This window comes from Dietzia maris (genome assembly GCF_036287335.1).
Classification (GTDB): Bacteria; Actinomycetota; Actinomycetes; order Mycobacteriales; family Mycobacteriaceae; genus Dietzia; species Dietzia cinnamea.
This window is the reverse complement of the sequence record NZ_CP143053.1, coordinates 2,100,614-2,125,683: the sequence shown is the minus strand read 5'-3', so window position 1 is coordinate 2,125,683 and position 25,070 is coordinate 2,100,614. Positions and strand designations below refer to the sequence as shown.

At 71.4% G+C, this 25,070-nt stretch carries 21 protein-coding genes and 1 pseudogene; 13 read left to right on the top strand and 9 right to left on the bottom strand.

What is annotated here, in order from left to right; genetic code table 11:
• On the bottom strand, positions 1-1,167 hold the full coding sequence (glgA, locus tag VYL96_RS09765; protein ID WP_174521502.1) for a glycogen synthase: 1,167 nt from the start codon (positions 1,165-1,167) through the stop codon (positions 1-3).
• Between the two features lie 144 nt (positions 1,168-1,311).
• Between glgA and glgC the strand changes: the two genes are divergently transcribed.
• Positions 1,312-2,538, top strand: a complete 1,227-nt coding sequence (glgC, locus tag VYL96_RS09760) for a glucose-1-phosphate adenylyltransferase (RefSeq protein ID WP_007629839.1) — start codon at positions 1,312-1,314, stop codon at positions 2,536-2,538.
• 44 nt (positions 2,539-2,582) lie between these two features.
• Here glgC and VYL96_RS09755 read toward each other — a convergent pair whose 3' ends face one another.
• Entirely contained in the window at positions 2,583-3,191 is a 609-nt protein-coding gene (locus VYL96_RS09755; protein WP_061227641.1) for an O-methyltransferase, read from the bottom strand.
• 200 nt (positions 3,192-3,391) lie between these two features.
• Between VYL96_RS09755 and sigE the strand changes: the two genes are divergently transcribed.
• The 4 genes from sigE to tatB all read left to right on the top strand — a co-directional run bounded on the left by sigE (position 3,392) and on the right by tatB (position 6,646).
• Entirely contained in the window at positions 3,392-4,012 is a 621-nt protein-coding gene (sigE, locus tag VYL96_RS09750) for an RNA polymerase sigma factor SigE (protein WP_061227642.1), read from the top strand.
• A 103-nt stretch (positions 4,013-4,115) separates the two neighbouring features.
• Positions 4,116-4,559: an anti-sigma factor family protein gene (locus tag VYL96_RS09745; RefSeq protein ID WP_061227643.1), complete on the top strand. Its 444-nt coding sequence runs from the start codon at positions 4,116-4,118 to the stop codon at positions 4,557-4,559.
• A 10-nt stretch (positions 4,560-4,569) separates the two neighbouring features.
• Entirely contained in the window at positions 4,570-6,090 is a 1,521-nt protein-coding gene (locus VYL96_RS09740) for a S1C family serine protease (RefSeq protein WP_232303183.1), read from the top strand.
• A gap of 64 nt (positions 6,091-6,154) precedes the next feature.
• Positions 6,155-6,646 (top strand): Sec-independent protein translocase protein TatB, encoded by a 492-nt coding sequence (gene tatB, locus VYL96_RS09735; RefSeq protein ID WP_061227644.1) that lies wholly within the window; start codon positions 6,155-6,157, stop codon positions 6,644-6,646.
• A 126-nt stretch (positions 6,647-6,772) separates the two neighbouring features.
• Here the strand turns inward: tatB and VYL96_RS09730 are convergent, their stop codons facing one another.
• The 4 genes from VYL96_RS09730 to VYL96_RS09715 all read right to left on the bottom strand — a co-directional run bounded on the left by VYL96_RS09730 (position 6,773) and on the right by VYL96_RS09715 (position 11,027).
• Positions 6,773-7,912, bottom strand: coding sequence for an Mrp/NBP35 family ATP-binding protein (locus VYL96_RS09730; protein ID WP_007631677.1), 1,140 nt, complete (start codon positions 7,910-7,912; stop codon positions 6,773-6,775).
• Positions 7,913-7,951: 39 nt separating this feature from the next.
• The gene (locus tag VYL96_RS09725) at positions 7,952-9,043 is read right to left on the bottom strand and encodes a lytic transglycosylase domain-containing protein (RefSeq protein WP_061227687.1); all 1,092 of its coding nucleotides are present in this window, start codon (positions 9,041-9,043) and stop codon (positions 7,952-7,954) included.
• Between the two features lie 125 nt (positions 9,044-9,168).
• Positions 9,169-9,720, bottom strand: coding sequence for a DUF1003 domain-containing protein (locus VYL96_RS09720; RefSeq protein WP_061227645.1), 552 nt, complete (start codon positions 9,718-9,720; stop codon positions 9,169-9,171).
• Positions 9,717-11,027: a magnesium transporter MgtE N-terminal domain-containing protein gene (locus VYL96_RS09715; protein ID WP_007631682.1), complete on the bottom strand. Its 1,311-nt coding sequence runs from the start codon at positions 11,025-11,027 to the stop codon at positions 9,717-9,719. Before VYL96_RS09715 ends, VYL96_RS09720 begins: the two co-directional genes overlap by 4 nt.
• 12 nt (positions 11,028-11,039) lie before the next feature.
• Here VYL96_RS09715 and VYL96_RS09710 point away from each other — a divergent pair.
• From VYL96_RS09710 to VYL96_RS09695, 4 genes and pseudogenes are all read left to right on the top strand, one after another.
• Positions 11,040-12,131 (top strand): annotated as a pseudogene (locus tag VYL96_RS09710) (HpcH/HpaI aldolase/citrate lyase family protein); the annotation flags it as partial.
• Positions 12,128-12,634 carry a YflT domain-containing protein gene (locus VYL96_RS09705; RefSeq protein ID WP_061227646.1) on the top strand — a complete coding sequence of 169 codons (507 nt, stop codon included), beginning with the start codon at positions 12,128-12,130 and terminating at the stop codon, positions 12,632-12,634. The pseudogene VYL96_RS09710 and the gene VYL96_RS09705, both read left to right, overlap by 4 nt.
• The gene (locus tag VYL96_RS09700; protein WP_082767582.1) at positions 12,634-13,239 is read left to right on the top strand and encodes a suppressor of fused domain protein; all 606 of its coding nucleotides are present in this window, start codon (positions 12,634-12,636) and stop codon (positions 13,237-13,239) included. The genes VYL96_RS09705 and VYL96_RS09700 overlap by 1 nt, the downstream gene beginning before the upstream one ends.
• A 132-nt stretch (positions 13,240-13,371) precedes the next feature.
• Positions 13,372-14,286, top strand: a complete 915-nt coding sequence (locus tag VYL96_RS09695) for a glycine betaine ABC transporter substrate-binding protein (RefSeq protein WP_232303100.1) — start codon at positions 13,372-13,374, stop codon at positions 14,284-14,286.
• An 82-nt stretch (positions 14,287-14,368) separates the two neighbouring features.
• Here VYL96_RS09695 and VYL96_RS09690 read toward each other — a convergent pair whose 3' ends face one another.
• The 3 genes from VYL96_RS09690 to VYL96_RS09680 form a co-directional block, all read right to left on the bottom strand.
• The gene (locus tag VYL96_RS09690; RefSeq protein ID WP_174521503.1) at positions 14,369-18,241 is read right to left on the bottom strand and encodes a multifunctional oxoglutarate decarboxylase/oxoglutarate dehydrogenase thiamine pyrophosphate-binding subunit/dihydrolipoyllysine-residue succinyltransferase subunit; all 3,873 of its coding nucleotides are present in this window, start codon (positions 18,239-18,241) and stop codon (positions 14,369-14,371) included.
• Between the two features lie 154 nt (positions 18,242-18,395).
• A complete protein-coding gene (locus tag VYL96_RS09685) occupies positions 18,396-19,076 on the bottom strand; it encodes a YbdD/YjiX family protein (RefSeq protein ID WP_061227648.1) in 681 nt (226 codons plus the stop codon).
• 86 nt (positions 19,077-19,162) lie between these two features.
• Complete coding sequence (locus tag VYL96_RS09680; protein WP_061227649.1) at positions 19,163-20,497, bottom strand: FAD-linked oxidoreductase, L-gulonolactone oxidase family; 1,335 nt, start codon at positions 20,495-20,497, stop codon at positions 19,163-19,165.
• A gap of 143 nt (positions 20,498-20,640) precedes the next feature.
• Between VYL96_RS09680 and VYL96_RS09675 the strand changes: the two genes are divergently transcribed.
• The 4 genes from VYL96_RS09675 to VYL96_RS09660 are packed head-to-tail and all read left to right on the top strand — an operon-like array spanning position 20,641 to position 25,037.
• Complete coding sequence (locus tag VYL96_RS09675) at positions 20,641-21,279, top strand: TetR/AcrR family transcriptional regulator (protein WP_061227650.1); 639 nt, start codon at positions 20,641-20,643, stop codon at positions 21,277-21,279.
• The gene (locus VYL96_RS09670; RefSeq protein ID WP_174521504.1) at positions 21,272-22,468 is read left to right on the top strand and encodes an alanine racemase; all 1,197 of its coding nucleotides are present in this window, start codon (positions 21,272-21,274) and stop codon (positions 22,466-22,468) included. The genes VYL96_RS09675 and VYL96_RS09670 overlap by 8 nt, the downstream gene beginning before the upstream one ends.
• Positions 22,465-23,799: a M20/M25/M40 family metallo-hydrolase gene (locus VYL96_RS09665; protein WP_061227651.1), complete on the top strand. Its 1,335-nt coding sequence runs from the start codon at positions 22,465-22,467 to the stop codon at positions 23,797-23,799. Before VYL96_RS09670 ends, VYL96_RS09665 begins: the two co-directional genes overlap by 4 nt.
• Positions 23,796-25,037 (top strand): MFS transporter, encoded by a 1,242-nt coding sequence (locus VYL96_RS09660; RefSeq protein ID WP_082767584.1) that lies wholly within the window; start codon positions 23,796-23,798, stop codon positions 25,035-25,037. Before VYL96_RS09665 ends, VYL96_RS09660 begins: the two co-directional genes overlap by 4 nt.
• Positions 25,038-25,070 lie beyond the last annotated feature (33 nt).

The window sequence follows — 25,070 nt, the reverse complement described above, 5'->3', positions numbered from 1 at the left end:
CTACAGCAGCGAGGAGTACATCCGGTGGGTCTGCTCGGCGATCGCCTGCCACGAGAACCGGGACACGGCCCGCTCCTTGCCGGCCCGGCCCATCCGCGCCGCCCGCTCGGGATCCGCGATCAGCTCGTTGACCGCCTCCGCGAGCCCCCGCTCGAACGCCCCGGTCGCCGACTCGTCGTAGTGGACGAGGACGCCCGTCTCGCCGTCGACGACGACCTCCGGTATCCCACCGACGTCGGAGGCCACCACGGCGGTGTCACACGCCATGGCCTCGAGGTTGACGATGCCCAGCGGCTCGTACACCGACGGGCACGCGAACACCGTCGCGGCGGACAGGATCTCGATGACCTCCTCGCGCGGCAGCATGTCGCGCAGCCAGAAGACCCCGTCCCGTGCCGCCCTGAGCTCGGCGACCAGTGACTCCATCTCGGCCGCGATCTCCGGGGTGTCCGGCGCGCCCGCGCACAACACCAACTGGGCGTCCGGGTGGAAGTCGCGGGCGGCCCGCACGAGATGCGGCACGCCCTTCTGCCGGGTGATCCGCCCGACGAACGCCACGATCGGACGGTCCGGGTCGACCCCGTGGCGCCGCAGTACCGAGTCCTCCCCGGAGAACGTCTCGACCGGCGCCCACACCGCGGTGTCGATGCCGTTGAGGATCACGTGGATGCGGCCCGGCTCGACCTCGGGGTAGACACGCAGGATCTCGTCCTTCATCCGGGCGCTCACCGCGACCACGGCGTCGGCGTTCGCGAACGCGTTGCGCTCCGACCACGACGAGACCCGGTAGCCGCCTCCCAGTTGCTCGGCCTTCCACGGCCGGCTCGGTTCGAGCGAGTGCGCCGACACCACGTGGGGGACGCCGTAGAGCTGACCGGCCAGATGCCCTGCGAGCCCCGTGTACCAGGTGTGGGAGTGGACGATGTCCGCCCCCTCGGCCGCGACGGACATCCGCAGGCCGGCGGACAGGGTCTGGATCGCGGGATTGGCGTCGGGCCCCAGCTCCGGGTCGGGGCGGAACGCGCGGGCGGTGTCGCGGTCCGCGCCCATGCACAGCACGTCCACGTCGCACAGCGGCCGCAGGTTGGCCACCAGTTCGGTCACGTGTACCCCGGCCCCGCCGTAGACCTCCGGCGGGTACTCCCTCGTCATCATCGCTACTCGCACACCGGCCAAGGTAGTCGCTCGGGCCCCCGCCCGAGGCGTGCCCGGTGAACGCCGCCCGTCGCCGGGGTGACGACCGGGCGCGCGACGGGGGTCAAAGCGCCCGTTGCCCCGTGGCGGGTCGCGCGGAGTCGATACGGTGGGGTCGTGAGGAACCAGCCGCATGTCCTAGCAATCGTCCTCGCCGGCGGCGAGGGCAAGCGACTCTTCCCGCTCACGGCGGACCGCGCGAAACCCGCCGTGCCGTTCGGCGGGTCCTACCGGCTCATCGACTTCGTGCTGAGCAACCTCGTCAACGCCGGGTTCATGCGCATCTGCGTCCTCACCCAATACAAGTCGCACTCCCTGGACCGCCACATCGCGCAGGTGTGGCACATGCGGGGCATGGGCGGCGAGTACGTGGCCCCCGTGCCGGCCCAGCAGCGGCTCGGGCCCCGCTGGTACACGGGTTCGGCCGACGCGATCCTGCAGTCGCTCAACCTCGTCCACGACGAGAAGCCCGACCACATCGTCGTCTTCGGCGCCGACCACGTGTACCGCATGGACCCGCGCCAGATGCTCGACCACCACATCACCACCGGCGCCGCGGTGACGGTCGCCGGGATCCGTGTCCCCCGCGACGAGGCGTTCGCCTTCGGCTGCATCGACGCCGGCGAGGACGACATCATCCGCGGCTGGGTGGAGAAGCCCTCCGACCCGCCCGGCACCCCCGACGACCCGGACGCGACCTTCGCGTCGATGGGTAACTACATCTTCACCACGGACGCGCTCATCGAGACCCTGAGGGCGGACGCCGAGAAGCCCGACTCCTCCCACGACATGGGCGGCGACATCATCCCCGCCCTGGTGGAGCAGGAGCGCGCCTACGTCTACGACTTCGCCCGCAACGACGTGCCCGGCGAGACCGAGCGCGACCGCGGCTACTGGCGCGACGTCGGCACCATCGACGCGTTCTACGACGCCCATATGGACCTCGTCTCGGTCCACCCGGTGTTCAACCTCTACAACGACCGGTGGCCCATCCGCACCCAGCAGGACAACCTGCCGCCCGCGAAGTTCGTCAACGGCGGGATGTCGCAGGAGTCGATGGTCGGGGCGGGCACGATCATCTCCGCGGCCACCGTGCGCAACTCGGTCGTGTCCAACAACGTGGTCGTCGAGGACGGCGCCGTGGTCGAGGGCAGCGTCCTCATGCCGGGGGTGCGCATCGGCCGCGGCGCGGTCGTGCGCAAGGCGATCGTCGACAAGAACTGCCACATCGGCGACGGGGACCTCATCGGCGTCGACCACGAACGCGACCGGAAGCGGTTCCCCATCAGCGCGGGCGGGGTCGTCAGCGTCGCCAAGAACACCGTCACGTCCCTGCCGGGCTGATCGCCGGGCGCGCCGGGCGGCGTGACGGGTCAGAGCGTGACGGGTCAGAGCGTGACGACGGTGAGCCCGGCGCCCACCGGCAGGAGCGTCACGTGGGCGTGCTCCGGGAGGTCCGTGTCCTCCGGCAGGGGCGCGTGCTCGCCGATGAGCACGAGCGCCCCGCCGGAGCGCAGCAGCTGGTGCGACCGCGAGATCAGGCGCGTCACCGAGTGGGCGGGGACGTCCGCGACCACCAGGTCGTATGCGCCGTCGGTGAGCTTGTCCGCGACCTCCAGCGGGCGGGCCGCGATGTAGCGCGCCGCCGAGGAGGGATGACCCGCCCCGCGGACCGCGGCCCGCGCGGCGTCGAGGTGGTGCGGATCCTCGGTGATGCACGTGACCACGGCCCCGGACCCCTGTCCCGCCGCCGCGAGGATCGCGAGTGCGGGGACACCCGGCGCCGGCGTGATGCACACCGCGGCGCGGGTGCCGTTCAGCCGGGCGATCATCCGGATGGCCTCCGCGGTCGGGGCGTCCGGTGAGGGCGCACCCAGTTCGTCGGCCTCGGCGCGGGCCGGGGCGTAGAGGGAGTCGTCGACGAGGGCCGCGCTCCGGTGCGCCAGCCCGTCGGCTCCGGAGCGGTCGGTGGCGGGGAGATCAGAGGAATCGGACACCCGAGCAGCGTATCGCCGCGGACCGGCGCAGCGGCGACCAACGCGCGGTGACCGGATCGGTACAAAACTCTCAGTGCGATCTCAGTACGCGTATACCGTGAGGACAGACCGGTAGGGGACAGTGGTCAGACGTCGCGCCACGAGGGCGCGAACCACCACCGCGCGGGGACACGCCCCGCGCCGGAAGGCGGCGGCAGCGCATGTACTCACGAACCGTGCACGGGACGACGATCGCCCCGGTGGCCCCCGACGAGTCGGCAGGCACCGCACGATTCGACTCGACCGGCGACGCGGCGGACATGCCCACCTGGTCCCAACTGGTCGCCCAGCACGGTGACCGGGTCTACCGCCTCGCGTTCCGACTCTGCGGCAACGCCCATGACGCGGAGGACATCACGCAGGAGGCGTTCATCCGCGTCTTCCGGTCCCTCGACCGCTACAAGCCCGGGACCTTCGAGGGGTGGATGCACCGGATCGTCACCAACCTCTTCCTCGACATGGCCCGGCGACGCTCGCGCATTCGCTTCGAGACCCTGCCCGAGGACGCCGAACGCGTCCCCGGGCGCGAGCGGAGCCCGGAGCAGGTCCTGGCCGACGAGACGTTCGACCCGGTGCTGCAGGCGGCGCTCGACAACCTGACCCCGGAGTTCCGGGCGGCCGTCGTCCTCAGCGACATCGAGGACCTCAGCTACGAGGAGGTCGGCCGCATCCTCGGGGTGAAGATGGGTACCGTCCGCAGCCGTATCCACCGCGGCCGCGCCGCCCTGCGCGCCGAGCTCGAGGCCGCCGGGGTCACCGGAGCGCACCAGCGGTCCAGCTGAGCCGCCGCGTCCGACGGCGGGAACAGCGGAGCCGTTTCGGACGTTGACCCATCGAGATCGGGCGGGACACCGCCCCGCAGGCCGACGGTCGGGAGGGCGTGGCGTGGATCGACATCGTCACGGGCGCGGCTCCGCGCCCGAGTTCAGGTTGTCGCAGACGTCCGCGCGGGAAGTGGTCGGCCGGACCGGGCCGCCGCGGACGCGGGAGCACTTCCTGTCCACCGACCACCTCTCCATCGAGGCCGCGGCAGCGTACGTCGACGGCCGGCTGCCCGAGGCCGGCCAGTCCCGCGCGGACGCGCACCTCGCCCGCTGCGCCAACTGCCGCCGCGAGGTCGAGGGGCAGCGCGAGGCGCGCCACGCGCTGCGGGGCTCGGGACCCATCCACATGCCCCGCGAGCTACTCGAGCGACTACGCAACCTGGACGATCTGACCGTGGCCGCTCACGGGCCAGCCGACGACCGGGACGGGACGCCCGCCCCCGCGGAGGCGTCCGCGACCGCGTGGGCGAGGCTGCTTCGCCGGCTGCGGCGACGCGGCCGTTAGGGTGGGCCGGGTGGAGGACCAGAGTGGCGTGCGCGGGGCGACGGGGCGCGACGAGGAGCCGGACCGCCCCCTGCGCGAGCCGGCACCCATCCACCGACCGGCCGTCGATCCGGACGTCGTCGCCCTGTTCTCCCGCCCCGAGGGCGTCTCCGGTGGATTCGACCCCACCTCCGCCACCGGCGCCGTGGGCAGCGCCGACCCGGGCGTCGTCCGTGACGCCGATCCCGCACTGGCGCAGGCGTTCGGCCCCGGCCCGGAGAGCCCCCGGGGTATCGAACGTCATCCGGAGTGGCAGGACGAGGCCGCCACGCCCCCGGCGCGCACACCCGACCCCTGGCGTGACCCGCAGGCCCCGGTCGGTCTCGGCGCTCCCGCCGTGGCGGCCACTCCCGAGCCGCGCCCCGTCGACCTGTCCGGTGCGGACGAGGCCCCACCGGCCCGGCTCTCGCTCTCCGAGGCGCTGTTCGAGCGCCGACTGAGCAGGCGGGCGCTGGCCGGGGCGATCGCGGCCGTCGCCGTCGTCGCCCTCGCCGGCGGTGCCATCGGCGCCGTCGTCGCCGATTCCGCCCGCGTCCTCACCACCTCGACCGTCCGCATCGCCGACGCGCCGGACAACGTCCTGCGCCCCGACAATCCGGTCGGCGAGGTCGCACGGCGGGTCCAACCCGCCGTCGTCAACATCCAGGTCTCCACCCCGTCGGCCCGCGGGGAGGGCTCCGGCATCGTCATCGACCCCCAGGGATACATCGTCACCAACAACCACGTCGTCACCATGGACGGTGCCGCCGACCGCGCCGACATCGACGTCATCTTCCCCGACGGCTCCCGCGCCGCGGCGGAGATGGTCGGCCGCGACCCCGCCACGGACCTGGCGGTCCTCAAGGTCGAGGACGTCCAGAACCTCACCGTCGCCACCCTCGGAAACTCCGACGACGTCCAGGTCGGCGAGCAGGTCATCGCGATCGGATCCCCGCTCGGACTGGCGCGGACGGTCACCGAGGGGATCGTCTCCGCGACCCGGCGGCCGATCGCGCTGGGGGAGTCGACCTCCGACGGCGACGTGGTGATCGACGCCATCCAGACCGACGCCGCCATCAACCCCGGCAACTCCGGCGGGCCGCTCATTGACGGCACCGGGGCGGTCATCGGGATCAACACCTCGATCTTCACGCAGTCCGGCGGATCCATCGGCCTCGGCTTCGCGATCCCCGTCAACGACGTCCGCGACATCGCCACCTCACTCATGACCGAGGGGTCGGTCCGACACGCGACGATCGGGGTCAACGCCCGTAAGGCGGACAACGGCGCGGTCGAGGGCGCGGAGATCGTCAACGTGCGCGAGGGATCGCCCGCCCAGTCCGGCGGACTACGCGAGGGCGACGTCGTCACCCGCGTCGGGGAGCGACGGGTGCGCTCGTCCGACGAACTCGTGGTGGCGGTCCGCCGCGCCGGTGCGGACGTCGACGTCCCGGTCGAGGTCATCCGCGGCGGATCACGCGTCGAGCTGACCGTCCGTCCCACGCTCGGCTGAGCCCGGGGGTCACCCGCGCAGGTCACGCTCCCGCTCGCGCGCGCCACGACGTATCCTGACTGCGATGTTCACAAACGTGGGGTGGTCCGAGCTCCTGGTCCTCGGGGTGATCGCACTGGTCGTCCTGGGGCCCGAGCGTCTGCCCGAGGCCGCCCGCTGGCTGGCGTCCGCGATCCGCAAGGTCCGCGAGTTCGCCAGCAACGCGCAGCAACAGCTCAAGGACGACTACGGGACCGACTTCGAGGAGTTCCGCGAGCCGCTCAAGCAGCTCAACGACCTGCGCGGCATGAGCCCCCGCGCCATGGTCACCAAGCACCTGCTGGACGGCGACGACTCCCTGTTCACCGGGGACTTCGGCGCCGCCGCTCCCGCTGGAGGTGCCGCCGTCGCGGGAGGCGCCGGCGCGGCCGGCTCCGCGGGCGGCGGGACCGCGGCCGAGCCGCGCCGCTCGACCCGCCCGCCGGCCACCACCCCGCCCGCGGCCGGCCGGGACGCGGACGCCCCCGGCGACACGGCGCCGGCGTCCGGTCCGGTCTGGGACCTCGACGCCACCTGAGGTCGGACGTCGGGTGGGCTATCGCCCGCCCGGAGGCGGTAGGCGACCCCGCCCGGGGGCTGTAGGCGACCCCGCCCGGGGGCGGCGGGGCGTGACGCCCCGCCGGCCATCCGAGATGCCGGTCCGTCAGAGGTGACGTGTGGTGTCGATCCCCAGGTTCATCCCCGCCAGGCCCCGGGGTCGCACGGCCAGGCCGTCAGCGATCTCGCGGTACGCGCGCCCCGACGGTGACTCGGGCTCGGCCAGGACGATCGGCGTGCCCTCGTCCCCGTGCTCGCGCACGGCCTGCTCGAGCGGCACCTGACCGAGGAGCTTGACGGGTGCGCCGACCGAGCGGGACAGGTTGGCCGCGACCTCCGCGCCGCCGCCGGTACCGAACACGTCCATGCGGGTGCCGTCGGGCAGCTCCAGCCACGACATGTTCTCGATGACACCGGCGATCCGCTGACGGGTCTGCAGCGCGATCGACCCCGCGCGCTCGGCGACCTCGGCGGCCGCCTGCTGCGGAGTGGTGACCACGAGGATCTCCGCCGACGGGATGAGCTGGGCGATCGAGATGGCCACGTCGCCGGTGCCCGGGGGCAGGTCCATCAGCAGGACGTCGAGGTCGCCCCAGTACACGTCGGCGAGGAACTGCTGCAGGGCCCGGTGGAGCATCGGACCACGCCAGACGACCGGGGTGTTGCCCTTCGTGAACTGCGCGATCGAGATGACCTTCACGTCGTGCGCCACGGGCGGGAGGATCATCTGCTCGACCTGGGTCGGCCGGGCGTCGGTGCCGAGCATCCGCGGGATCGAGTGCCCGTAGATATCCGCGTCGAGCACGCCCACGGACAGGCCGCGGGACGCCAGCGCCGTCGCAAGATTGACCGTCGCGGTGGACTTGCCCACGCCGCCCTTGCCCGAGGCGACCGCGTAGACCCGGGTGAGGTTGCCGGGTTGGGCGAACGGGATGACGGGTTCCGCCGCGTCACCACGGAGGTGCTTGCGCAGTTCGGTGCGCTGCTCGTCGCTCATGACGTCGAGCTCGACGGCGACCTCGCCGACGCCCGGGACGTCGGACACCGCCGAGCGGACGCGGTCGCTGATCGTGTCCTGCATCGGACACGAGGCGACGGTCAGGTAGATGCCGACATCGACGCGGCCGGTCGCGGGGTCCACCTCGACGCCCTTGACCATGCCGAGCTCGGTGAGCGGCTTGCGGATCTCCGGATCGTCGACCTTGGCCAGTGCGGCGCGGATCGATTCTTCGCTGGGTGCACTCATGATGCCCCGAGTCTAGGGGTCGCGGCACCCCGTGACGATTCAGGCCGGGGGCGGCGGCACGCAGAACGGCGGGATACAGGGCAACTCGATGACCGGCAGGCCCGGGATGGCGGGCGGCGCCGGCGCCGGGGCGGGCGCGGCGGCCGGGGACGACTCCGTCGTTGTCGGCGTCGGCGCCGTCGACGGCGCCTCGGTCGCGGGAGACGTCGGCGCCGCCGGCGGGGCGACCTCCGTGCAGCCGGGCACCGGCGGTTCCGCCTCTCCGGGCTTCGCGGGCTCCGGCGCGGCGGTCGGCTCGCCCTCCCAGCCCTCGGGGCAGCGCTCCGGTGGCCGCGGGGGCTCGACCGTGGGCTCCGGTCGGTGGATCTCCGGCAGATCGGAGGGCAGCGGGAAGGCGTTGACCGCGTAGCCGTGCGCCCACGCGTTGACGTTGGCCACGTACGCCAGCGAGTTGTTGTAGGCCAGGATCGCGCGGGTGCGGGCCGCCGGGTCCGCCATCGACCCGCCCTGGTTGCACAGGAGCGTCGCCGCGGACAGGGCACCGTCGTAGATGTTGTTCGGATCGGCCACGCCGTCGTCGTTGCCGTCGCGCCCGAGCGTCGCCCAGGTCGACGGGATGAACTGGACGGGTCCGACGGCACGGTCGAAGTCGGGGTCGCCGTCGAATCTGCCGCCGTCGGTGTCGGTGATGACGGCGGTGCCCGGCAGGGAGCCGTCGAGTCGGGGGCCGACGATCCGGCCGATGGTGTTGCCGCGCACGTCGAAGAGCCCGCGGCCCTGGTTGGACTCGACCTGACCGATCCCGGCGAGGACGGTCCAGTCCATCTCGCAGGCGGGGCGCTCCGCGTTGAGCCGCTCCGTCGCGCGGTGGTAGGCGTCCAGGGCGATGCCCGGGATCCCGAGCGGTCCGTCGGGGATCGTCGCCGGCTCGATGTGCGCGGCGCCGGGGTCGACCGGCGGCTCCGGGATCTGCTCCGAGGTGGTGGGGTCGGTGGTGGGAGGGGGCGGCGTCGTCGCGGGAGGCGGCTCCGGCGAGTACTCGGCCAGCGGCGTGATGTCAGGTGCGGCGGGGCGGCTCGTGTCGATCGTGAGCCCGACCGCGGCGAGGACCGTGATGGCTCCGACGGTCACGGCTGCACTGGTGAGCACCCGGCGGTCTGCAGTGTGCGCGATTCGGCGCAAGATTCTCCCCCTACGACGTAACGGACGGCGCCACGGCCGTGCACCGCCCCCGCGACGCTTCGTCTGGGGCGAGGTTACCCCCGGCCCCTGTCGTCTGGATCGGTTTTCCCGCCATCGGCGTTACCGCCGCCGGTGGAGAGCCCGGCCAGCATCGTCTCGATCCGTTCCACGGAATCCCGCAGGTCGTCGAGCTCGCGGCGCAGGTAGTCACGCGTGACGGTCTCGCCCACCGACAGGCGTACCGACGCGAGCTCGCGGGCGAGGAATTCCGTGTCCGCCTTGGTCTGGGTGGCCCGGAGCCGGTCCTCCTTGACGGACTCCTTGTCGCGGTCCTCCTGACGGTTCTGCGCGAGCAGGATGAGCGGCGCGGCATAGGCGGCCTGGGTCGAGAACGCCAGGTTGAGGAGGATGAACGGATACGGATCGAACCGCAGCGCCACGACCGCGACATTGATGACGATCCACACGATCACCACGACCGTCTGGATGAGCAGGTACATCCCGGTGCCGAAGAACCGGGCGACGGCCTCGCTGTACCGGCCGACCGCGTCGGAGTCGAAGCTGATCCGGGGTCGGCGGGACGTCATCGGGGTGGACAGCGACGACCTCACGGTGGGTTCGGTCATCGCGCCGTCTCCGTGTCGTCGTGCAGGTCCATGTCCCGCCAGTCGTCGGGCAGGAGGTGATCCAACAGGTCGTCCACCGCGACCGCTCCGAGGAGGTGCCCTTCGTCGTCGACTACGGGGCCGCACACCAGGTTGTAGGTGGCGAAGAAGCGGGTCACCGCGTCCACCGAGTCGGTGGGGCGCAACGCCGACAGGCTCGTGTCGACCGTCTCGGCGACCATGGCGGACGGGAGCTCGCGCAGCAGCGCCTGGATGTGGACGCAGCCCAGGTACTTGCCCGTCGGGGTGGCCGTGGGAGGGCGGACGACAAAGACGAGGCTGGCCAGAGCGGGACTGAGGTCGGGGTTGCGACAGTGCGCGAGCGCCTCCGCCACCGTGGTCTGCGGCGAGAGGATGATCGGTTCGGGCGTCATCAACCCGCCGGCCGTGTCGGCGTCGAAGGTCAGCAGGCGCCGGACGTTCGACGAGTCCTCGGGGTTCATCCGCTCGAGATACGACTCGGCGTCCTTCTCGGGGAGCTCGCCGAGGAGGTCGGCCACGTCGTCGGGGTCCATGGCCTCGAGAACGTCCGCCGCACGCTCGAGTTCCAGCCGGGTGACGATCTCGGTCTGCTCGTCGTGGGGGAGCTCCTGCAGGATATCGGCCAGCCGTTCGTCGTCGAGGGTGCGCGCGACCTCGAGTCGACGCACCTCAGGCAGTTCGCGCAGGGCGATGGCGACGTCCGCCGGACGGAGGTCGGCGTACTGCTCGACCAGGCTCTCGGCGCCGTGCTCAGGGGTGCCGATCGCGTCGTCCAGGCCCCTGATGCGGTTCCACGGGTGGATCGACACCTCCCCGCGCCGACCGAGGGGGGAACGCCCGCGGCGCTCGCGGACGGCGAGCCGCGACACGAGCCAGTCCCGCGAGCGTTGGCGTTCGATCTCCACGTCGACGACCTGGTACCGGGTCGGGCGGTCCGGGTTCCCGGAGCGCTCGCCCGCGGGCTGGTCGCGCTCGACGCCGATGACCGAGTCCACGAGGGCGCCCAGGACGAGATTCTCCCCGGGCCTGGACTGGAACCGGTGCAGGTTGATGGTGCCCGACACCAGCGACACCGACCGCGGATCGATCGAGGCGACCCGGAGCATGGGCACGAAGATCCTGCGCCGCGTGGGTAGCTCGACGACCAGCCCGATGACCCGCGGGGGTTTGTGCCCGGAGCGCATCGTCACCACGACATCCCGGATGCGTCCGATGTCGTCCCCGTCAGGGCCGATCACGGGCAATCCGGCTAGCCTGGCGACGAAGGCCTTGTTGAGGTTCGCCATGCAGACCAACCTAGTCACCGACAGGCGGCGCCCGCCCGCCGTACCGGACGTAAGGGAGTGCCACCCACGATGACCGCAGCCCCCCACGCGACAGCCGCGCCTTCGGAGGACGCCGCCTCGGCGATCGCGGACCTGCGCGCCCGGCCACGGCGCACGGTCCTCGCCGTGCCCGGCAGCAGTGTGAAGATGATCGACAAGGCGCGGGGACTGCCAGTGGACGAGGTCTTCCTGGATCTCGAGGACGCGGTGGCCGGCCCGGCGAAGGAGGAGGCGCGCGAGAACGTCGTGGCCGCTCTCGGCCGGGGTGGGTTCGCGGCGCCCACCGTGGTGGTGCGCGTCAACGCCTGGGACACCGAGTACACGGTCCGCGACGTCACGGAGGTCGTCGGTCGGGCGGGTGCCCACGTCGACGCACTGCTGCTGCCCAAGGCGCGGACCGCGGCGGAGGTCGCCGCGCTCGACCTCGTGCTGACCCAGGTGGAGAAGGCCGCGGGCCTGCCGGTCGGTCACATCGGGATCGAGCCGCAGATCGAGGACGCCCTCGGTCTGACCAACATCGACGCGATCGCGACGGCCAGCCCGCGGGTGCTCACGCTCGTGTTCGGTCCCGCCGACTTCATGGCCTCCATCGGGATGCGCACGCTGACGGTGGGGGAGCAGCCGGACGGGTACGCCCCGGGCGACGCCTATCACCACGTGTTCATGACGATCCTGGTGGCCGCCCGCGCGCACGGCCTTCAGGCCATCGACGGTCCGTTCCTCAGAGTCCGCGACGAGGACGGTTTCCGCCGCGCGGCGGCCAGCACCGCCGCCCTCGGGTTCGACGGCAAGTGGGTCCTGCACCCCGCGCAGGTCGACGCGGGTAACGAGGTGTTCAGCCCGCGTCAGGACGAGTTCGACAAGGCCGAGGCCATCCTCGAGGCCTACGCGCGCTCGACCTCGGTGGAGGGCGGCGCCCGCGGTGCGGTGATGTTCGGTGACGAGATGCTCGACGAGGCCAGCCGTAAGATGGCGTTGGTCGTCTCCGCCCGTGGCCGTGCGGCCGGGATGACCGTCTCGGATCGGGACCCCGCCGGGAACGAAACGGAAGGACGGACCTCATGACCACTCCCGTGAACCCGCGGGGCGCGCGCGCCCGGGGCGCCCAGACGCCGGGTCTGCCCACACCGCCCACCGGGTGGGTCGTCGGCTCCTACCCCACGTACGCGCAGGCCCAGGCGGCGGTCGATCACCTCGCCGACGAGGACTTCCCCGTCCACGAGGTCACGATCGTCGGCGTCGATCTCATGCAGGTCGAGCGGGTCACGGGCCGACTCACCTGGCCGAAGGTCCTGCTGGGCGGGCTGGCGACCGGCGCGTGGCTCGGCCTGTTCATCGGCCTGCTCCTGGGCATCTTCACGCAACCCATGTGGGGCGTGGTGCTGACCGGTCTGGTCGGCGGCTCCGTGTTCGGCGTCGTCTCGGCGTCGCTGTCCTACGCCGCGACCCGCGGGAAGCGGGATTTCGCGTCCACCTCCCAGCTGGTCGCGGGCCGCTACGACGTCCTGTGCGAACCCGCCAACGCCGAGCGGGTGCGCGACGAGCTCGCCCGGCTCGGGCTGAAGTAGTGCTACCGGGAGGCCCTGCGGACGGGTCGACGGTTCCGGCGGCGGTACGCGCTCACCTGGAGGAGCGCTACGGACCGGAGCCGCAGGAGGCGTCGGTGACGTTCCTCGGCACCGCGCCGATCCGGATCCTCCGGTTCGTGGACTTGGAGAGCGGTGTGGTGCGGTACGTCTCGCTGGGGTGTTCGGCCGAGCCGATGGGGGATCCGTCGGCGCTCGTGCCCGATCCGACAGCGCCGCGCGCGGAGCTGAGCCTCGTGCTCCGGGGCGGTGTGGACGGCGTGGTGCGCGCCCTGGCCGTGCTCGCGGCCGCGCCCGCGGTGGAGGGACTGGTCTTGTCCGAGGGCGCGCTGATCGACCTGGGCGAGCCGCTGTGGCCCGGCGCGGCGTTCACCGCCGTGGTGCTGCGTGCCCCCGAGATCCCGGACGTCGAACTGCCGGGTGACGCGGCACCCGTCCGGGTGTTCCGGGCCGTGCCGGTCACCCACACGGAGGCGGCGTGGGTCCGTATGAAGGGTGCGGCCGAACTCGAGGAGGCGTGGGCGGAAGCCGGGATCGACGTCACCGATCCCGCCCGGTCCGCCGTGAACCCCGGCCTGACCCGCTGACGGACGGCCCGTCGACTCCGGACGGCGACCACGTGGGGCCTCGGCGTGACGGCGCCGGGACGGTTCTGGGACACTGTCGGACGAGATGTCCGCGCTGACGGGTGCGGTCGGTGTGAGGAAGGACGTGGTCGGGTGCTGCGGACGGTGGGGCGGCCCGGGAGGCGCGCGGTGGCGCTCGCGGGTGTGGTGGCGATGGCTCTGTCCGGCTGTCAGGCGCAGTCGTCGATCGTGCCGGCGCACCGGGACGACCCGGTGGCGGTGATCGAGACGGCCTCGTTCGGTGAGGCGGAGATCGTGGGCCACATCTACGGCAACGCGCTGGTACGGTCCGGCTCGCGGGTGACCGCGCGACCCCAATCCGGGACCCAGGCGGAGGTCGTGGAGTCCGTCGTCGCGGGAGACGCGACCTTCACGGTGGGATTCACCGGTGAGCTCCTGGGAGCCTTCGACCCCGGTGCGACGGCGACCGAGGGGGACGAGGTGTATGCCGCGATGATGGCCGCGCTACCGGAGGGGGTCACCGCCGCGGACCCGGCACCCGCCGAGGACGCGCCGGTGTACGTGGTCACGCGCAACACGTCGGAGACCCGGGGATTGCGGACGATGTCCGACCTGGCCGGTCGGTGCGGTGACCTCACGCTCGGCGCGAGGCAGGAGGCCCTCGCTGACGGCGACCTGGCCGCCGCCGTGGGAGAGACGTACGACTGCGGTTTCGGCCGTCGGATCCCGTTGGGGCCGAATCCTCGTGCGGTGTTCGACGCCCTGCGTGCGGGGGAGATCGGCGTGGGGTTGGTCCAGTCGGCCGACCCGGTGGGCCTCCCCGAGGACATCGTGACACTGGACGACGACGAGAACGCGGTCCGCGCCCAGAACCTGGTGCCCGTCTTCCGCAAGGGCTCGCTCTCGGAGGACCAGTTGAGTCTGATCAACCGGATCAGCGGAGAGCTGACCACCGACGACGTGCGTGAGCTGCTGCTGGGTGTGGAGTTCGGGACCTCAACCCCCGTCGCCCTGGCCAACTACTGGTTGGACTCGCACGGGTACTGACCGGCCCGGCGGCGGCGCGCCGCATAGGAGAACGGGGCCCGGCCGCCGATGGCGGCCGGGCCCCGTTCCCGGTTCGGGTGGGTCAGGCGAACGCCTCGTCCACCAGAGCCTTCTGCTCGACGGCGTGGACCTTGCTCAGGCCGGTCGAGGTGGCGGCCATCGGGCGACGGGAGACCCGCTTGAGCGGCGGGAAGTCGTCGATCCGCTCCGGCAGTTCGAGCGCGAGGAAGCTCCACGCGCCCTGGTTGGCCGGCTCCTCCTGGACCCAGCGGACCTCGGTGAGGTTCGGGTAGTGGTCCAGCGCCTCGCGCATGCGGCGGTGGGGGATCGGGTAGAGCTGCTCGAGGCGGACGATCGCGATGTCGTCGCGGCCCTCCTTCTCCTGGCGGGCGGCCAGCTCGTAGTAGAGCTTGCCGGACACCAGCAGCATGGTCTTGACCTTGCCCGCGTCCCTGGACCCGTCCGCGAACGTCGGATCGTCGAGGACGGACCGGAACTTGCCGGAGGTGAAGTCCGCGATCGCGCTGACGGCCTTCTTGTTGCGCAGCATCGACTTGGGCGTGAACACCACCTGCGGCCGCTTGATGCCGTCGGTGGCGTGGCGGCGGAGGAGGTGGAAGTAGTTCGCCGGGGTCGACGGTTGGGCGACGGTCATCGAGCCCTCCGCACACAGCTGGAGGAACCGTTCGATGCGGCCGGACGTGTGGTCCGGGCCCATGCCCTCGTGGCCGTGGGGGAGCAGCAGGGTGACCGAGGACTTCTGGCCCCACTTGGCCTCACCGGACGAGATGTACTCGTCGATGATGATCTGCGCACCGTTGACGAAGTCGCCGAACTGCGCCTCCCAGAGCACGAGTGCGTCGGGGTCGCCGACGGAGTAGCCGTACTCGAAGCCGAGGCCCGCGTACTCCGTGAGCGCCGAGTTCCACACCTCGAAGCGGCCCTCGGCGTCCTCGAGGTTCTGCAGCGGGGAGTAGGGCTCGGAGGTGGTCTTGTCGACCACCACCGCGTGCCGCTGGGTGAAGGTGCCGCGCTGCGAGTCCTGGCCGGCCAGGCGGACGGTCTTGCCTTCACGGACGAGCGAGCCGAGCGCGAGGAGCTCGGCGAAGGCCCAGTCGACGTTGCCGTTGTAGGCCATCTTCTGGCGTGCCTCGTACACCGGCTTCACGCGCGGGTGGATGTGGAACTCCTCCGGCAGGCTGCCGAAGGCGTCGCCGATCGCGTGGATGACAGACTCGTCCACCGCCGTCACCAGGCGCTTGGGCAGCGGCTGGTTGGGCAGGATCGACTCGGAGGCCTTGACCGGGTGTTTCTCGAGTTCGCGGACCTCGTTGAAGACGCGCTCGAGCTGGCCCTGGAAGTCGCGCAGGGCGTTCTCCGCCTCCTTCTCGGTGATGTCGCCACGGCCGACGAGATCCTCGGTGTAGGACTGGCGGACGCTCTTCTTACCGTCGATCACCTCGTACATCCGCGGCTGGGTCATCGACGGGTCGTCGGCCTCGTTGTGCCCGCGACGGCGGTAGCAGACGAGGTCGATCACGACGTCCTTCTTGAACTGCTGACGGAAGTCCATCGCGAGGCGGGCGACGCGCACACACGCCTCGGGGTCGCCGCCGTTGACGTGGAAGATCGGCGAGCCGATCATCTTGGCGACGTCCGTGGCGTACTGGCTGGAGCGGCCGGCCTCGGGGGCGGTCGTGAACCCGATCTGGTTGTTGACCACGATGTGGATCGTCCCACCGGTGCGGTAACCGTCGATCTGGGAGAGGTTGAGCGTCTCGGCGACGACACCCTGGCCGGCGAACGCGGCGTCACCGTGCAGCATGAGCGGCACGACCGGGTACTCGGCGCGCCACTCCGGGTCCTCGATGAGGTCCTGCTTGGCGCGGACGATGCCCTCGAGAACCGGGTCGACCGCCTCGAGGTGGGACGGGTTGGCCGTGAGCGAGACCTTGATCTCGTTCTCGCCGAACATCTGGTACTGGATGCCTTCGGCGCCGAGGTGGTACTTCACGTCGCCCGAACCGTGCGCGGCCGAGGGGTCCATGTTGCCCTCGAACTCCGTGAAGATCTGGCGGTAGGGCTTGCCGACGATGTTCGCCAGCACGTTGAGGCGACCGCGGTGCGGCATGCCGATGACGACCTCGTCCAGGCTGAACTCGGCGGCCTCGTCGATGACCGCGTCCATCATCGGGATGACGGACTCGGCGCCCTCGAGGGAGAACCGCTTCTGACCCACGTACTTGGTCTGCAGGAAGGTCTCGAATGCCTCGGCGGCGTTGACCTTGGACAGGATGTACTTCTGCTCGGCGACGGTCGGCTTGTCGTCGACCCCCTCGATGCGCTCCTGGATCCACTGGCGCTGTTCGTTCTCGAGGATGTGGGTGTACTCGATGCCGATCTTGCGACAGTAGGCGGCGCGCAGCGCGGCCAGCACGTCGCGCAGACGCATCTTGTCCTTGCCGACGAATCCACCGACGGAGAACCTGCGGTCGAGGTCCCACAGGGTGAGCTCGTGCGAGTTGACGTCGAGATCCGGGTGGAAGGTGCGGCGCCGCTGCGCGTGCTTCCCGTCGAGTGGGTCGATGTCGGCCATGAGGTGGCCGCGATCGCGGTACGCGGCGATGAGCTCCAGGACGCGGGCGTCCTTGTCGACGCGGGGATCGGTGATGTCCTGGCGCCACCGGACGGGCTCGTACGGGATGCCGAGGGCGTCGAAGATCTCGTCGTAGAACTCGTCCGCGAGGAGCAGGCGGTGGATCTCACGCAGGAACTCGCCGGACTCCGCGCCCTGGATGATCCGGTGATCGTAGGTCGAGGTCAGTGTGGTGATCTTGCCGACGGCGTTGTTGGCCAGCTGCTCCTCGCTGGCACCCTGGAACTCGGCGGGGTACTCCATGGCGCCCACACCGAGGATCGCGCCCTGACCCACGGTCAGACGGGGCACCGAGTGCACGGTGCCGATACCGCCCGGGTTGGTCAGCGAGACCGTGACGCCCGAGAAGTCGTCCATCGTCAGCTTGCCCTCGCGGGCGCGGGCGACGATGTCCTCGTAGGCGTCGAGGAAGCCGCGGAAGTCGAGCGCCTCACAGTTGCGGATGGCCGCGACGACGAGCGAGCGACCGGCCTTGGTCTTCATGTCGATGGCCAGTCCGAGGTTGATCCCCGCCGGGGTGACGGTGTGCGGCTTGCCGTCGATCTCCTCGTAGTGGTTGTTCATATTCGGGTACGCCTTGATGGCCTGCACCATCGCGTACCCGATGAGGTGGGTGAAGGAGATCTTCCCACCGTGTGTGCGCTTGAGATGATTGTTGATGACCATCCGGTTGTCGATCATCAGCTTGGCCGGGACCGCGCGGACGGAGGTCGCGGTCGGCAGTGAGAGCGACGCGTTCATGTTCTTGACGATCACGTTGGCCGCACCGCGCAGCGCCTTGGTCTCCGTCTCCTGCGGAGGGGTGTACTGCGGACGGGAGGGCTTGCCGACCGCCGGCGTATCGGGTTTCCTGCGTGTCTCCGGGGTTCCCGAGGGGGCGGGTACGCCCTGTCCCCGCGCCTTGCGACGCGGGGACGCGTCGGCGTCCGGCTTGGCCGCGACGTCCTTGGCGGACGCGGTCGGCGTCACATCGTCCACAGTCAGATCCGCGGCCTTCTTCGTCTTCTTCTCCGCCGAGGACCCGGTCTCGGCCGGGGCGGTCGCACCCGTCGCCTTGGCCGACTGCTTCGACGACGCTCGGGTCTCACCGCCGGACCGCGCCCGGTCTTCGGCTCCGTCCGTTCCGCGCGGGGCTGTGCCGTTGGTGGAGCCGGACCCGGTGGAGGAGGCGGCCTCCGGGTTGGCCTTGAAGAATTCGTGCCAGGACTCGTCCACCGAGGACGGGTCCTGGGCGAACCGCTCGTACATCTCGTCTACGAGCCACTGGTTCTGTCCGAACTGTGAGACGTTGTTGCTCACGATCTTGTGGTGCCTCTCTGATTCTGTGGTGGGTTTCACACGTCAATGGGTCCAGGCTAGACCGTCTGCCCGATCGGGGCTTTCCGATCTCACCTGACAGGGGGATGCCACTCGCCCGTCACCGTGGGTTCACACGGTGGGCCGGGTCGTCTGTTCATACGGTGGGCCACTCCTTCGGGGACGCGCCGAAGGTCGCGTCGGCGGTCTCCACGACCGTCCTCCCGAGTCGCCGGTTTCCCCATCCACCGACCGCGGCCCCGAGCCCGGCGGGCGCGAGTTTGCCCACGGCCAGCCCGGCGCGCTTGACGGCGAACTTGCGGGCGAAACGACTCAGCATGCGGCGGTTGATCTCCTTGAGGCCCGGCACGTGCAGCGACCTGCTCGCCAGCGAACCCGCGCCGCCGGACGGCCCGACCGCGTTGGCGAGGATCGCCGTGCCGGACGCCCCGAGCATCACGGTCATGACCAGGAGTTCCTCGTGCTCGCCCTCTCGGACGTCGATACCGTGCACCTCCGCCACCGCCATCGTGTAGAAGGCGGCCGCCTCCAGAAACACCAGAGATTCTGCTCCCACCGCGCCGATCGCGACGACCGTGCCGATGCCGGGAACGGCGGCGGCGGCGCCCACGGCCGCTCCGGATGCGGTGACGGCGGTGAGGAATCGGCTGTCGAGACGTTCACGGATCCGCGCGGGCGACTCGTCGGGGTGCGCGCGACGGAGCTGGCGGACATAGGCGCGGGCGGCGCCGGCCTGACCTCGGATAGCCCGGCGCAGGGCTGCCGTCACCACCCCCGCTGCGGGACCGGAGGCTTCGGCGGGGACGCGGTCGGGCACTGGTCACTCACTCCTGGGGGTCGTGGCGGGCGGTCGGCTCGGGCCGCTCGGACCACCACGGTACGCAACCCGGGGCGGGGCGCGCCTTAGGGCAGTACACGCTCGGTGTACTCGTTGCCGAAGAGCCGATCGGGGTCGAGTCGGTCGCGCACCGAGACGAAGTCGTCGAAGCGCTCGACCATCGTCGACAGGTCCGCGGCGGTCCGGGTGTGCATTTTGCCCCAGTGCGGTCTCCCGCCCGATGCGAGGAAGATTGACTCGGCCAGCCGGAACAACTCGGTGTGGTCCATCCGGTGGTACTGGTGGACGGCGATGTAGCACACCTCGCGGTGGTGCGCCGTGGACATCCACACGTCGTCGGCGGCGGCGAACCGCACCTCCACGGGGAACGGCGTGACGACGCCGGACCGATCGATCGTGTCTCGCAGATCGCGCAGCACGCTGGAGGCCGCTCCGAGGGGTACCGCGTACTCCATCTCGCGGAACCGCACGCGCCGCGGCGACGCGAACACGCGGTAGCCGCGATCCGTGAACCCGCGGGCGGTGAGCGCCCGTGAGGCGAAGCGGTTGAGCCGGGGTGTCAGGGTGGGCCTGCGCGTCGCGGCGCGGCACAACGCGTCGAACGCCTCGTTGGCCAGGAACTCGTCGCTCACCAGCTCGCGGACACGGCCCACGGGGCTCAGCTCAGTGTCCCCGGGTAAGCGGGTGTTGCGCTTGACGGTGATCGCGTCGGTGTGCGGGAACCAGAAGAACTCGGCGTGGTCGGCGGAGCGGGCGAATCCCTCCAGGTCCCGCAGTGCCGCCGAGAGCGTCCACGGGCGTTCCTCGGCCCGCAGGGCGAAGGCGGGCACGCACCGGATCGTCATCTTGGTGATGACCCCCAGGGCTCCGATCCCGAGACGCGCGGCCTCGAAGACCTCCGGATGCGAGGTCGGCGAGCAGGAGAGGACGGACCCGTCGGCGGCGACGAGCTGCAGTCCGACGACGGTGGCGGGCAGCCCGGGCGCTCCGCACCCGGTTCCGTGGGTCCCGGTGGACACCGCGCCGGCGAGCGACTGCTCCGCGAAGTCCCCGAGGTTCTGCTGCGCCAACCCGAGTTCCCAGAGCAGAGGGCCCAGCCGGTGCAGGCGGGTCCCGGCCCAGACCGTCACGTCGGCGCCGTCGACCCGGCCGGCCGCGTCGCGGGTCGGCACGATCGACTCGATGCCGGTCAGGTCGTCAAGGGATACCAGGACCCCGTCGGTCGCCGCGGCCGGCGTGAAGGAGTGCCCGGCGCCCACACACTTGACCCGGTCACCACGCTCCGCGGCCGCGGTCACCACGTCGCTCACCTCGGCGACTGTCGTGGGCGCCCGCCGATCCGACGGGGTCGCCAGCACGTTGCCAGCCCAGTTCTGCCAGGGGGACACCGAGGTCGTCATGGCTGGAGAGAGTACCCGCGGGCGGCCGGACCGGGAGCCGTCCTGGACAATCGACCTGAATAGATGACGGAGGCCCGGACGGCCGGGGGAGCAGAGGCCTGTTATCGGTGTCTACTCCCTCCTCGCCGTCGTACCATGGACGGGTGACCAGACGACTACCTGCCGATCAGCGCCGGGCGCAGCTCCTCCGGGCCGCGCTGGAGATCGCCGAGCACGACGGCCTCGGGGCGGTGACCGTGCGAGGCGTCGCCGAGCGTGCCGGCGTCTCCCTCGGTGTCGTCCACTACTGCTACACCGACAAGGAGGAACTCCTCCGAGAGGTGATCGGCGCTGTGAACTCCGAGGTGCACCAGGCCGCCAGGGCCTTCGTGAGCGTCGACTTCGATTCGGGCGCCCGCGGGACGGAGGGCCTCCGCCGCCGGCTGTATGAGGCGATCGACCTGATCTGGGCGGTCATCTCCGCGTCGCCGGATCGGCAGTTGCTCACCTACGAGATCGTCTCGTACTCGTTGCGGACGCACGGTTTGCCGGAGGTGGGGCTGGCCCGGGACCAGCAGGAGTCGAACGAGGCGATCGTGCGCTCCCTCCTGGAGCGCACCGCCGAGTCGGCCGGCGTGCGGTGGGGCATGGGCCTGGACGACATGGTGCGGGTGGTGTTGTCGATCATCACCGGCATCAGCCTGCGGTGGCAGATCTACCGGGACGACGACGAGGCCAACGACCTGCTGCACCGTGCGGTCGACCTCGTGGTGCGGGACGCGCGGCCCGCCGACGGTGCGTAGCCCGGCCCGGGCCCATGAGCTCGGAGTCGTCGGCGCCCTGGACGCCGCGACAGCCGACATCGACGCGCCGCTCGCCGCGCTGCACCTGCCGAGCCTGCGGGCGAACCTGCGGGATCTGCGCCGGCGGGCCGGTGGCACCAGGATCCGCGTCGCCAGTAAATCGGTGCGGTCGCGTGGGGTGCTCCGCGAGGTACTCGGGTCGGACCTGCTCGGGGACGAGGCGGTCCGTGGCGTCATGGCGTACTCGCTCTCCGAGGCGCTGTGGCTCGTCGACTCGGGGTGCGACGACGTTCTCATGGGGTACCCCACCGTCGACCGCGCGGCGCTGGGCCGCCTCGGTGCGGATGCGGCGGCGCTCGACGCCGTGACCCTCATGGTCGACCACCCGCGGCAGCTGGAGATCGCCCGCGAGGCCGGGGCGGGCGACGCGCGGGTGTGCATCGACGTCGACTCGTCGCTGCGGTTGGGTCCGGTCCACCTCGGGGTCCGGCGATCCCCCCTCCGCGGCCCGGAGGACGTGGCACCCCTGGTGCGTCACGCCACCGGCGAGGGGTTCCGTGTGGTCGGCTCGATGTTCTACGAGGCGCAGGTCGCAGGGGTGCCGGACGACGTCCCCGGGGTCGGTGTGGTGAAGCGGCTGTCGATGCGGCGGCTCCGCGGGGTCCGCAGTTCGGTCGCCGAGGTCATCGCGGACATCACCGGTCAGTGGCCGGAGATCGTCAATTCCGGCGGCTCGGGGTCGGTCGCCGAGAGCGCTGCGGCTCCCGCCGTCACCGAGGTCACCGCCGGTTCGGGCCTCTACGTGCCGGGGCTGTTCGACGCCTACCGGTCCTTCACGCCACGGCCGGCCCTGATGTTCGCACTGCCCGCCGTGCGGAGGCCCGGGCCCGGACTGACCACGTTTCTCTACGGGGGCTACGTCGCCTCGGGCGTACCGGGCGGCGATCGCCTGCCCGTGCCCGTCGCGCCGGCGGGGTTGCGATACCTCGGCCGGGAGGGCGCCGGAGAGGTCCAGACGCCCGTGCGCGGGGAGGTGGCCATCGGCGGGCGTGCCTGGTGGAGGCACGCCAAGGCCGGTGAGCTGTGCGAGCGGTTCGACACGCTGCACGTGGTGGACGAGACTGCTGACGGGCCCGCCCTCGTGGACCGCTGGCCCACCTACCGTGGTGAAGGGAAGTGTTTCGGATGACCGACGCCCACGAGATGACCGACGAGGCCCGGGAGCGGATGCGCGCGGAGGCCGTCTCGATCACGGCCGACCTCGTCGCCATCGACTCGACCAACACCGGTGATCCCGCGACGATCGGCGACGGCGAGACCCGTGTCTGTCTACGGATCGCCGAGTACCTCCGCGAGGTCGGCATCGACAGCGAACTCGTGGAGTCGGTCCCGGGCAGGGGAAGCCTGTTCGCGCGGATGGAGGGTGAGGATCCGCACGCAGGTGGTCTCGTCGTGCACGGTCACGTCGACGTGGTGCCGGCGGTCGCGGAGGACTGGTCCGTCCCGCCTTTCGCGGGGGAGATCCGGGACGGGTGGCTCTACGGCCGCGGGACCGTCGACATGAAGAACATGATCGGCATGATCCTGGCCGTGGTGCGCCACTACCGCCGCGAGGGGATCGTCCCCCGTCGCTCCCTTCTACTCGCCTTCTTCGCCGACGAGGAGGCGGCCGGCATCATGGGCGCCAAGTGGATCGTCCGCGAACGCCCCGAGCTCTTCGACGGCATGACCCAGGCGCTCAGCGAGGTCGGCGGATGGTCGGTGCCCGTGGCGGGACGTCGTCTGTACCCCATCGCGATCGCCGAGAAAGGCGTGGCCTGGGCGAAGGTGACCGCGCACGGTGCTGCCGCACACGCGTCGCGCCCCACGCCCGACAACGCCGTCGCGGCCATCGCCGGTGCGGTCCACCGCGTCGCCGGCATCGACTTCCCGGTGGAACCCACCGAGGCCAACACCGCGCTGGCCGCGGCGGTCGGCCGAATCGCCGGCGGCAGCGGGGACGTCGCGGAGCTGCCGGACCGCCTCGAGGTCCTCGGCCACTTCGGCCCGCTCGTCGCCGCCTCCTTGTCGCACACCGCGTCGCCGACCGTCCTGTCCGCCGGGTACAAGACCAACGTCATCCCGACCGAGGCGCACGCCGAGATCGACTGCCGTGTCCTGCCCGGCGGCGAGGAGACGTTCCGCGCGGAGGTGGAGCGGGAACTCGGGCCCGACGTGTCGGTCGAGTGGATCTGGCAGCCGCCCATCGCGGCTCCGGCGGACGCCCCCCTGGTCGACGTGATCGGCGAGGCCGTCCGAGAGTCGGATCCGGACTCCCTGGTGGTGCCCTATCTCCTGCCCGCCAGCACCGACAACAAGCATCTCTCCGAGCTGGGGATCGACGGATACGGCTTCGTCCCGCTGCGTGTGCCCGACGAGTTCGACGTGTTCGGGCACTTCCACGCCGTCGACGAACGGGTGCCCGTCGACGCGCTGCACTTCGGTGCTGACGTGCTCGCGCGCGTCCTCCGATCGGCGTGAGGGGCACGACGCAGGACCGCGACGCCGCGCGGTCCTCGCCGCGACCCCGCCTGCCCGCGGACATCTGGGTCCTCGTCGTGGCCGCGTTCGCGGTCGCGATCGGGTACGGACTCGTGGCGCCGGTGCTGCCGCAGTTCGCCCGCGACTTCGACGTGTCGGTCGCGGCCGCCTCGGTCGTGGTCAGTGCCTTCGCCTTCTTCCGCCTGGTGTTCGCGCCCGCCGGTGGGTTCCTCGTGGACAGGATGGGGGAGCGCTGGGTCTACATGACCGGCCTGCTCATCGTCGCGGTCTCCACCCTGGCGACCGGCCTGGCGCAGTCCTACTGGCAGCTGCTGGTCTTCCGCGGCCTCGGCGGTCTCGGGTCCACGATGTTCACCATCTCCGCGATGGCGCTGTTGACCAGGCTCTCACCGCCGGGCGAGCGGGGACGGATCGCCGGGCTGTACGCGACCGCGTTCCTCATCGGCAACATCGGCGGGCCCGTGCTGGGCGGACTGCTGGCGGAGTTCGGGATGCGCGTCCCGTTCTTCGTCTATGCCGGGACCCTGCTCGCGGCGACCGGCGTGGTGGCCGTGTTCCTACGCGGCGGCCGTCGACGCTCACCCGATGACGACTCCCCCGAACAGGAGTCGTTGCTCGTCGGCGAGGCGTTGCGTCACAGCGGCTACCGTGCCGCGCTGATCTCCAGTTTCGTCAACGGCTGGACCTCGTTCGGCGTCCGTGTCGCCATCATCCCGTTGTTCGCCGCGGCCAATTTCGACGCCGGTGCCGGCATCGCGGGCACGGCGTTGGCGTCCTTCGCCGTGGGCACGGCCTCCGTGGTCTCGGTGGCGGGCAGACTGTCGGACCGGTTCGGGAGGCGGCCGATGGTGATCACCGGTCTCGTCGTCTCCGGCGTCACGACCATCGCCCTGGGATGGTGCGACACGGTTCCTCTCCTCGTCGCGGCGTCGGTGGTGGCGGGCATGGGCGCGGGGATCCTCAACCCGGCACAGCAGGCGGCCGTTGCGGACGTCATCGGCGCGGACCGCGCCGGCGGCAAGGTATTGGCCACGTTCCAGATGGCGAGTGACTCCGGGGCGATCCTCGGCCCCGTGGTCGTGGGCCTGGTGGTGGACCGGCTGGGCTACGCGACGGGTTTCGCGGTCTCCGGCGTCCTCCTCCTGGCGGCGGTGGTGCCGTGGGCCGTGGCCAGGGAGCCCCGGCAGACGGCCGACAGGGTGGCCGCGGGGGAGTGACCTGCGCAAGCCGTGTCGCTCAACGGACCTCGC

What these genes read in the sequence shown, in the direction of transcription:
- VYL96_RS09720 (WP_061227645.1), bottom strand. Translation starts at nt 9,720, where the DNA reads ATGACCGAACCCACCGTGAGGTCGTCGCTGTCCACCCCGATGACGTCC.
- VYL96_RS09665 (WP_061227651.1), top strand. Translation starts at nt 22,465, where the DNA reads ATGACCGACGCCCACGAGATGACCGACGAGGCCCGGGAGCGGATGCGC.
- VYL96_RS09680 (WP_061227649.1), bottom strand. Translation starts at nt 20,497, where the DNA reads ATGACGACCTCGGTGTCCCCCTGGCAGAACTGGGCTGGCAACGTGCTG.
- VYL96_RS09705 (WP_061227646.1), top strand. Translation starts at nt 12,128, where the DNA reads ATGACCACTCCCGTGAACCCGCGGGGCGCGCGCGCCCGGGGCGCCCAG.
- VYL96_RS09715 (WP_007631682.1), bottom strand. Translation starts at nt 11,027, where the DNA reads ATGGCGAACCTCAACAAGGCCTTCGTCGCCAGGCTAGCCGGATTGCCC.
- tatB (WP_061227644.1), top strand. Translation starts at nt 6,155, where the DNA reads ATGTTCACAAACGTGGGGTGGTCCGAGCTCCTGGTCCTCGGGGTGATC.
- sigE (WP_061227642.1), top strand. Translation starts at nt 3,392, where the DNA reads ATGTACTCACGAACCGTGCACGGGACGACGATCGCCCCGGTGGCCCCC.
- VYL96_RS09730 (WP_007631677.1), bottom strand. Translation starts at nt 7,912, where the DNA reads ATGAGTGCACCCAGCGAAGAATCGATCCGCGCCGCACTGGCCAAGGTC.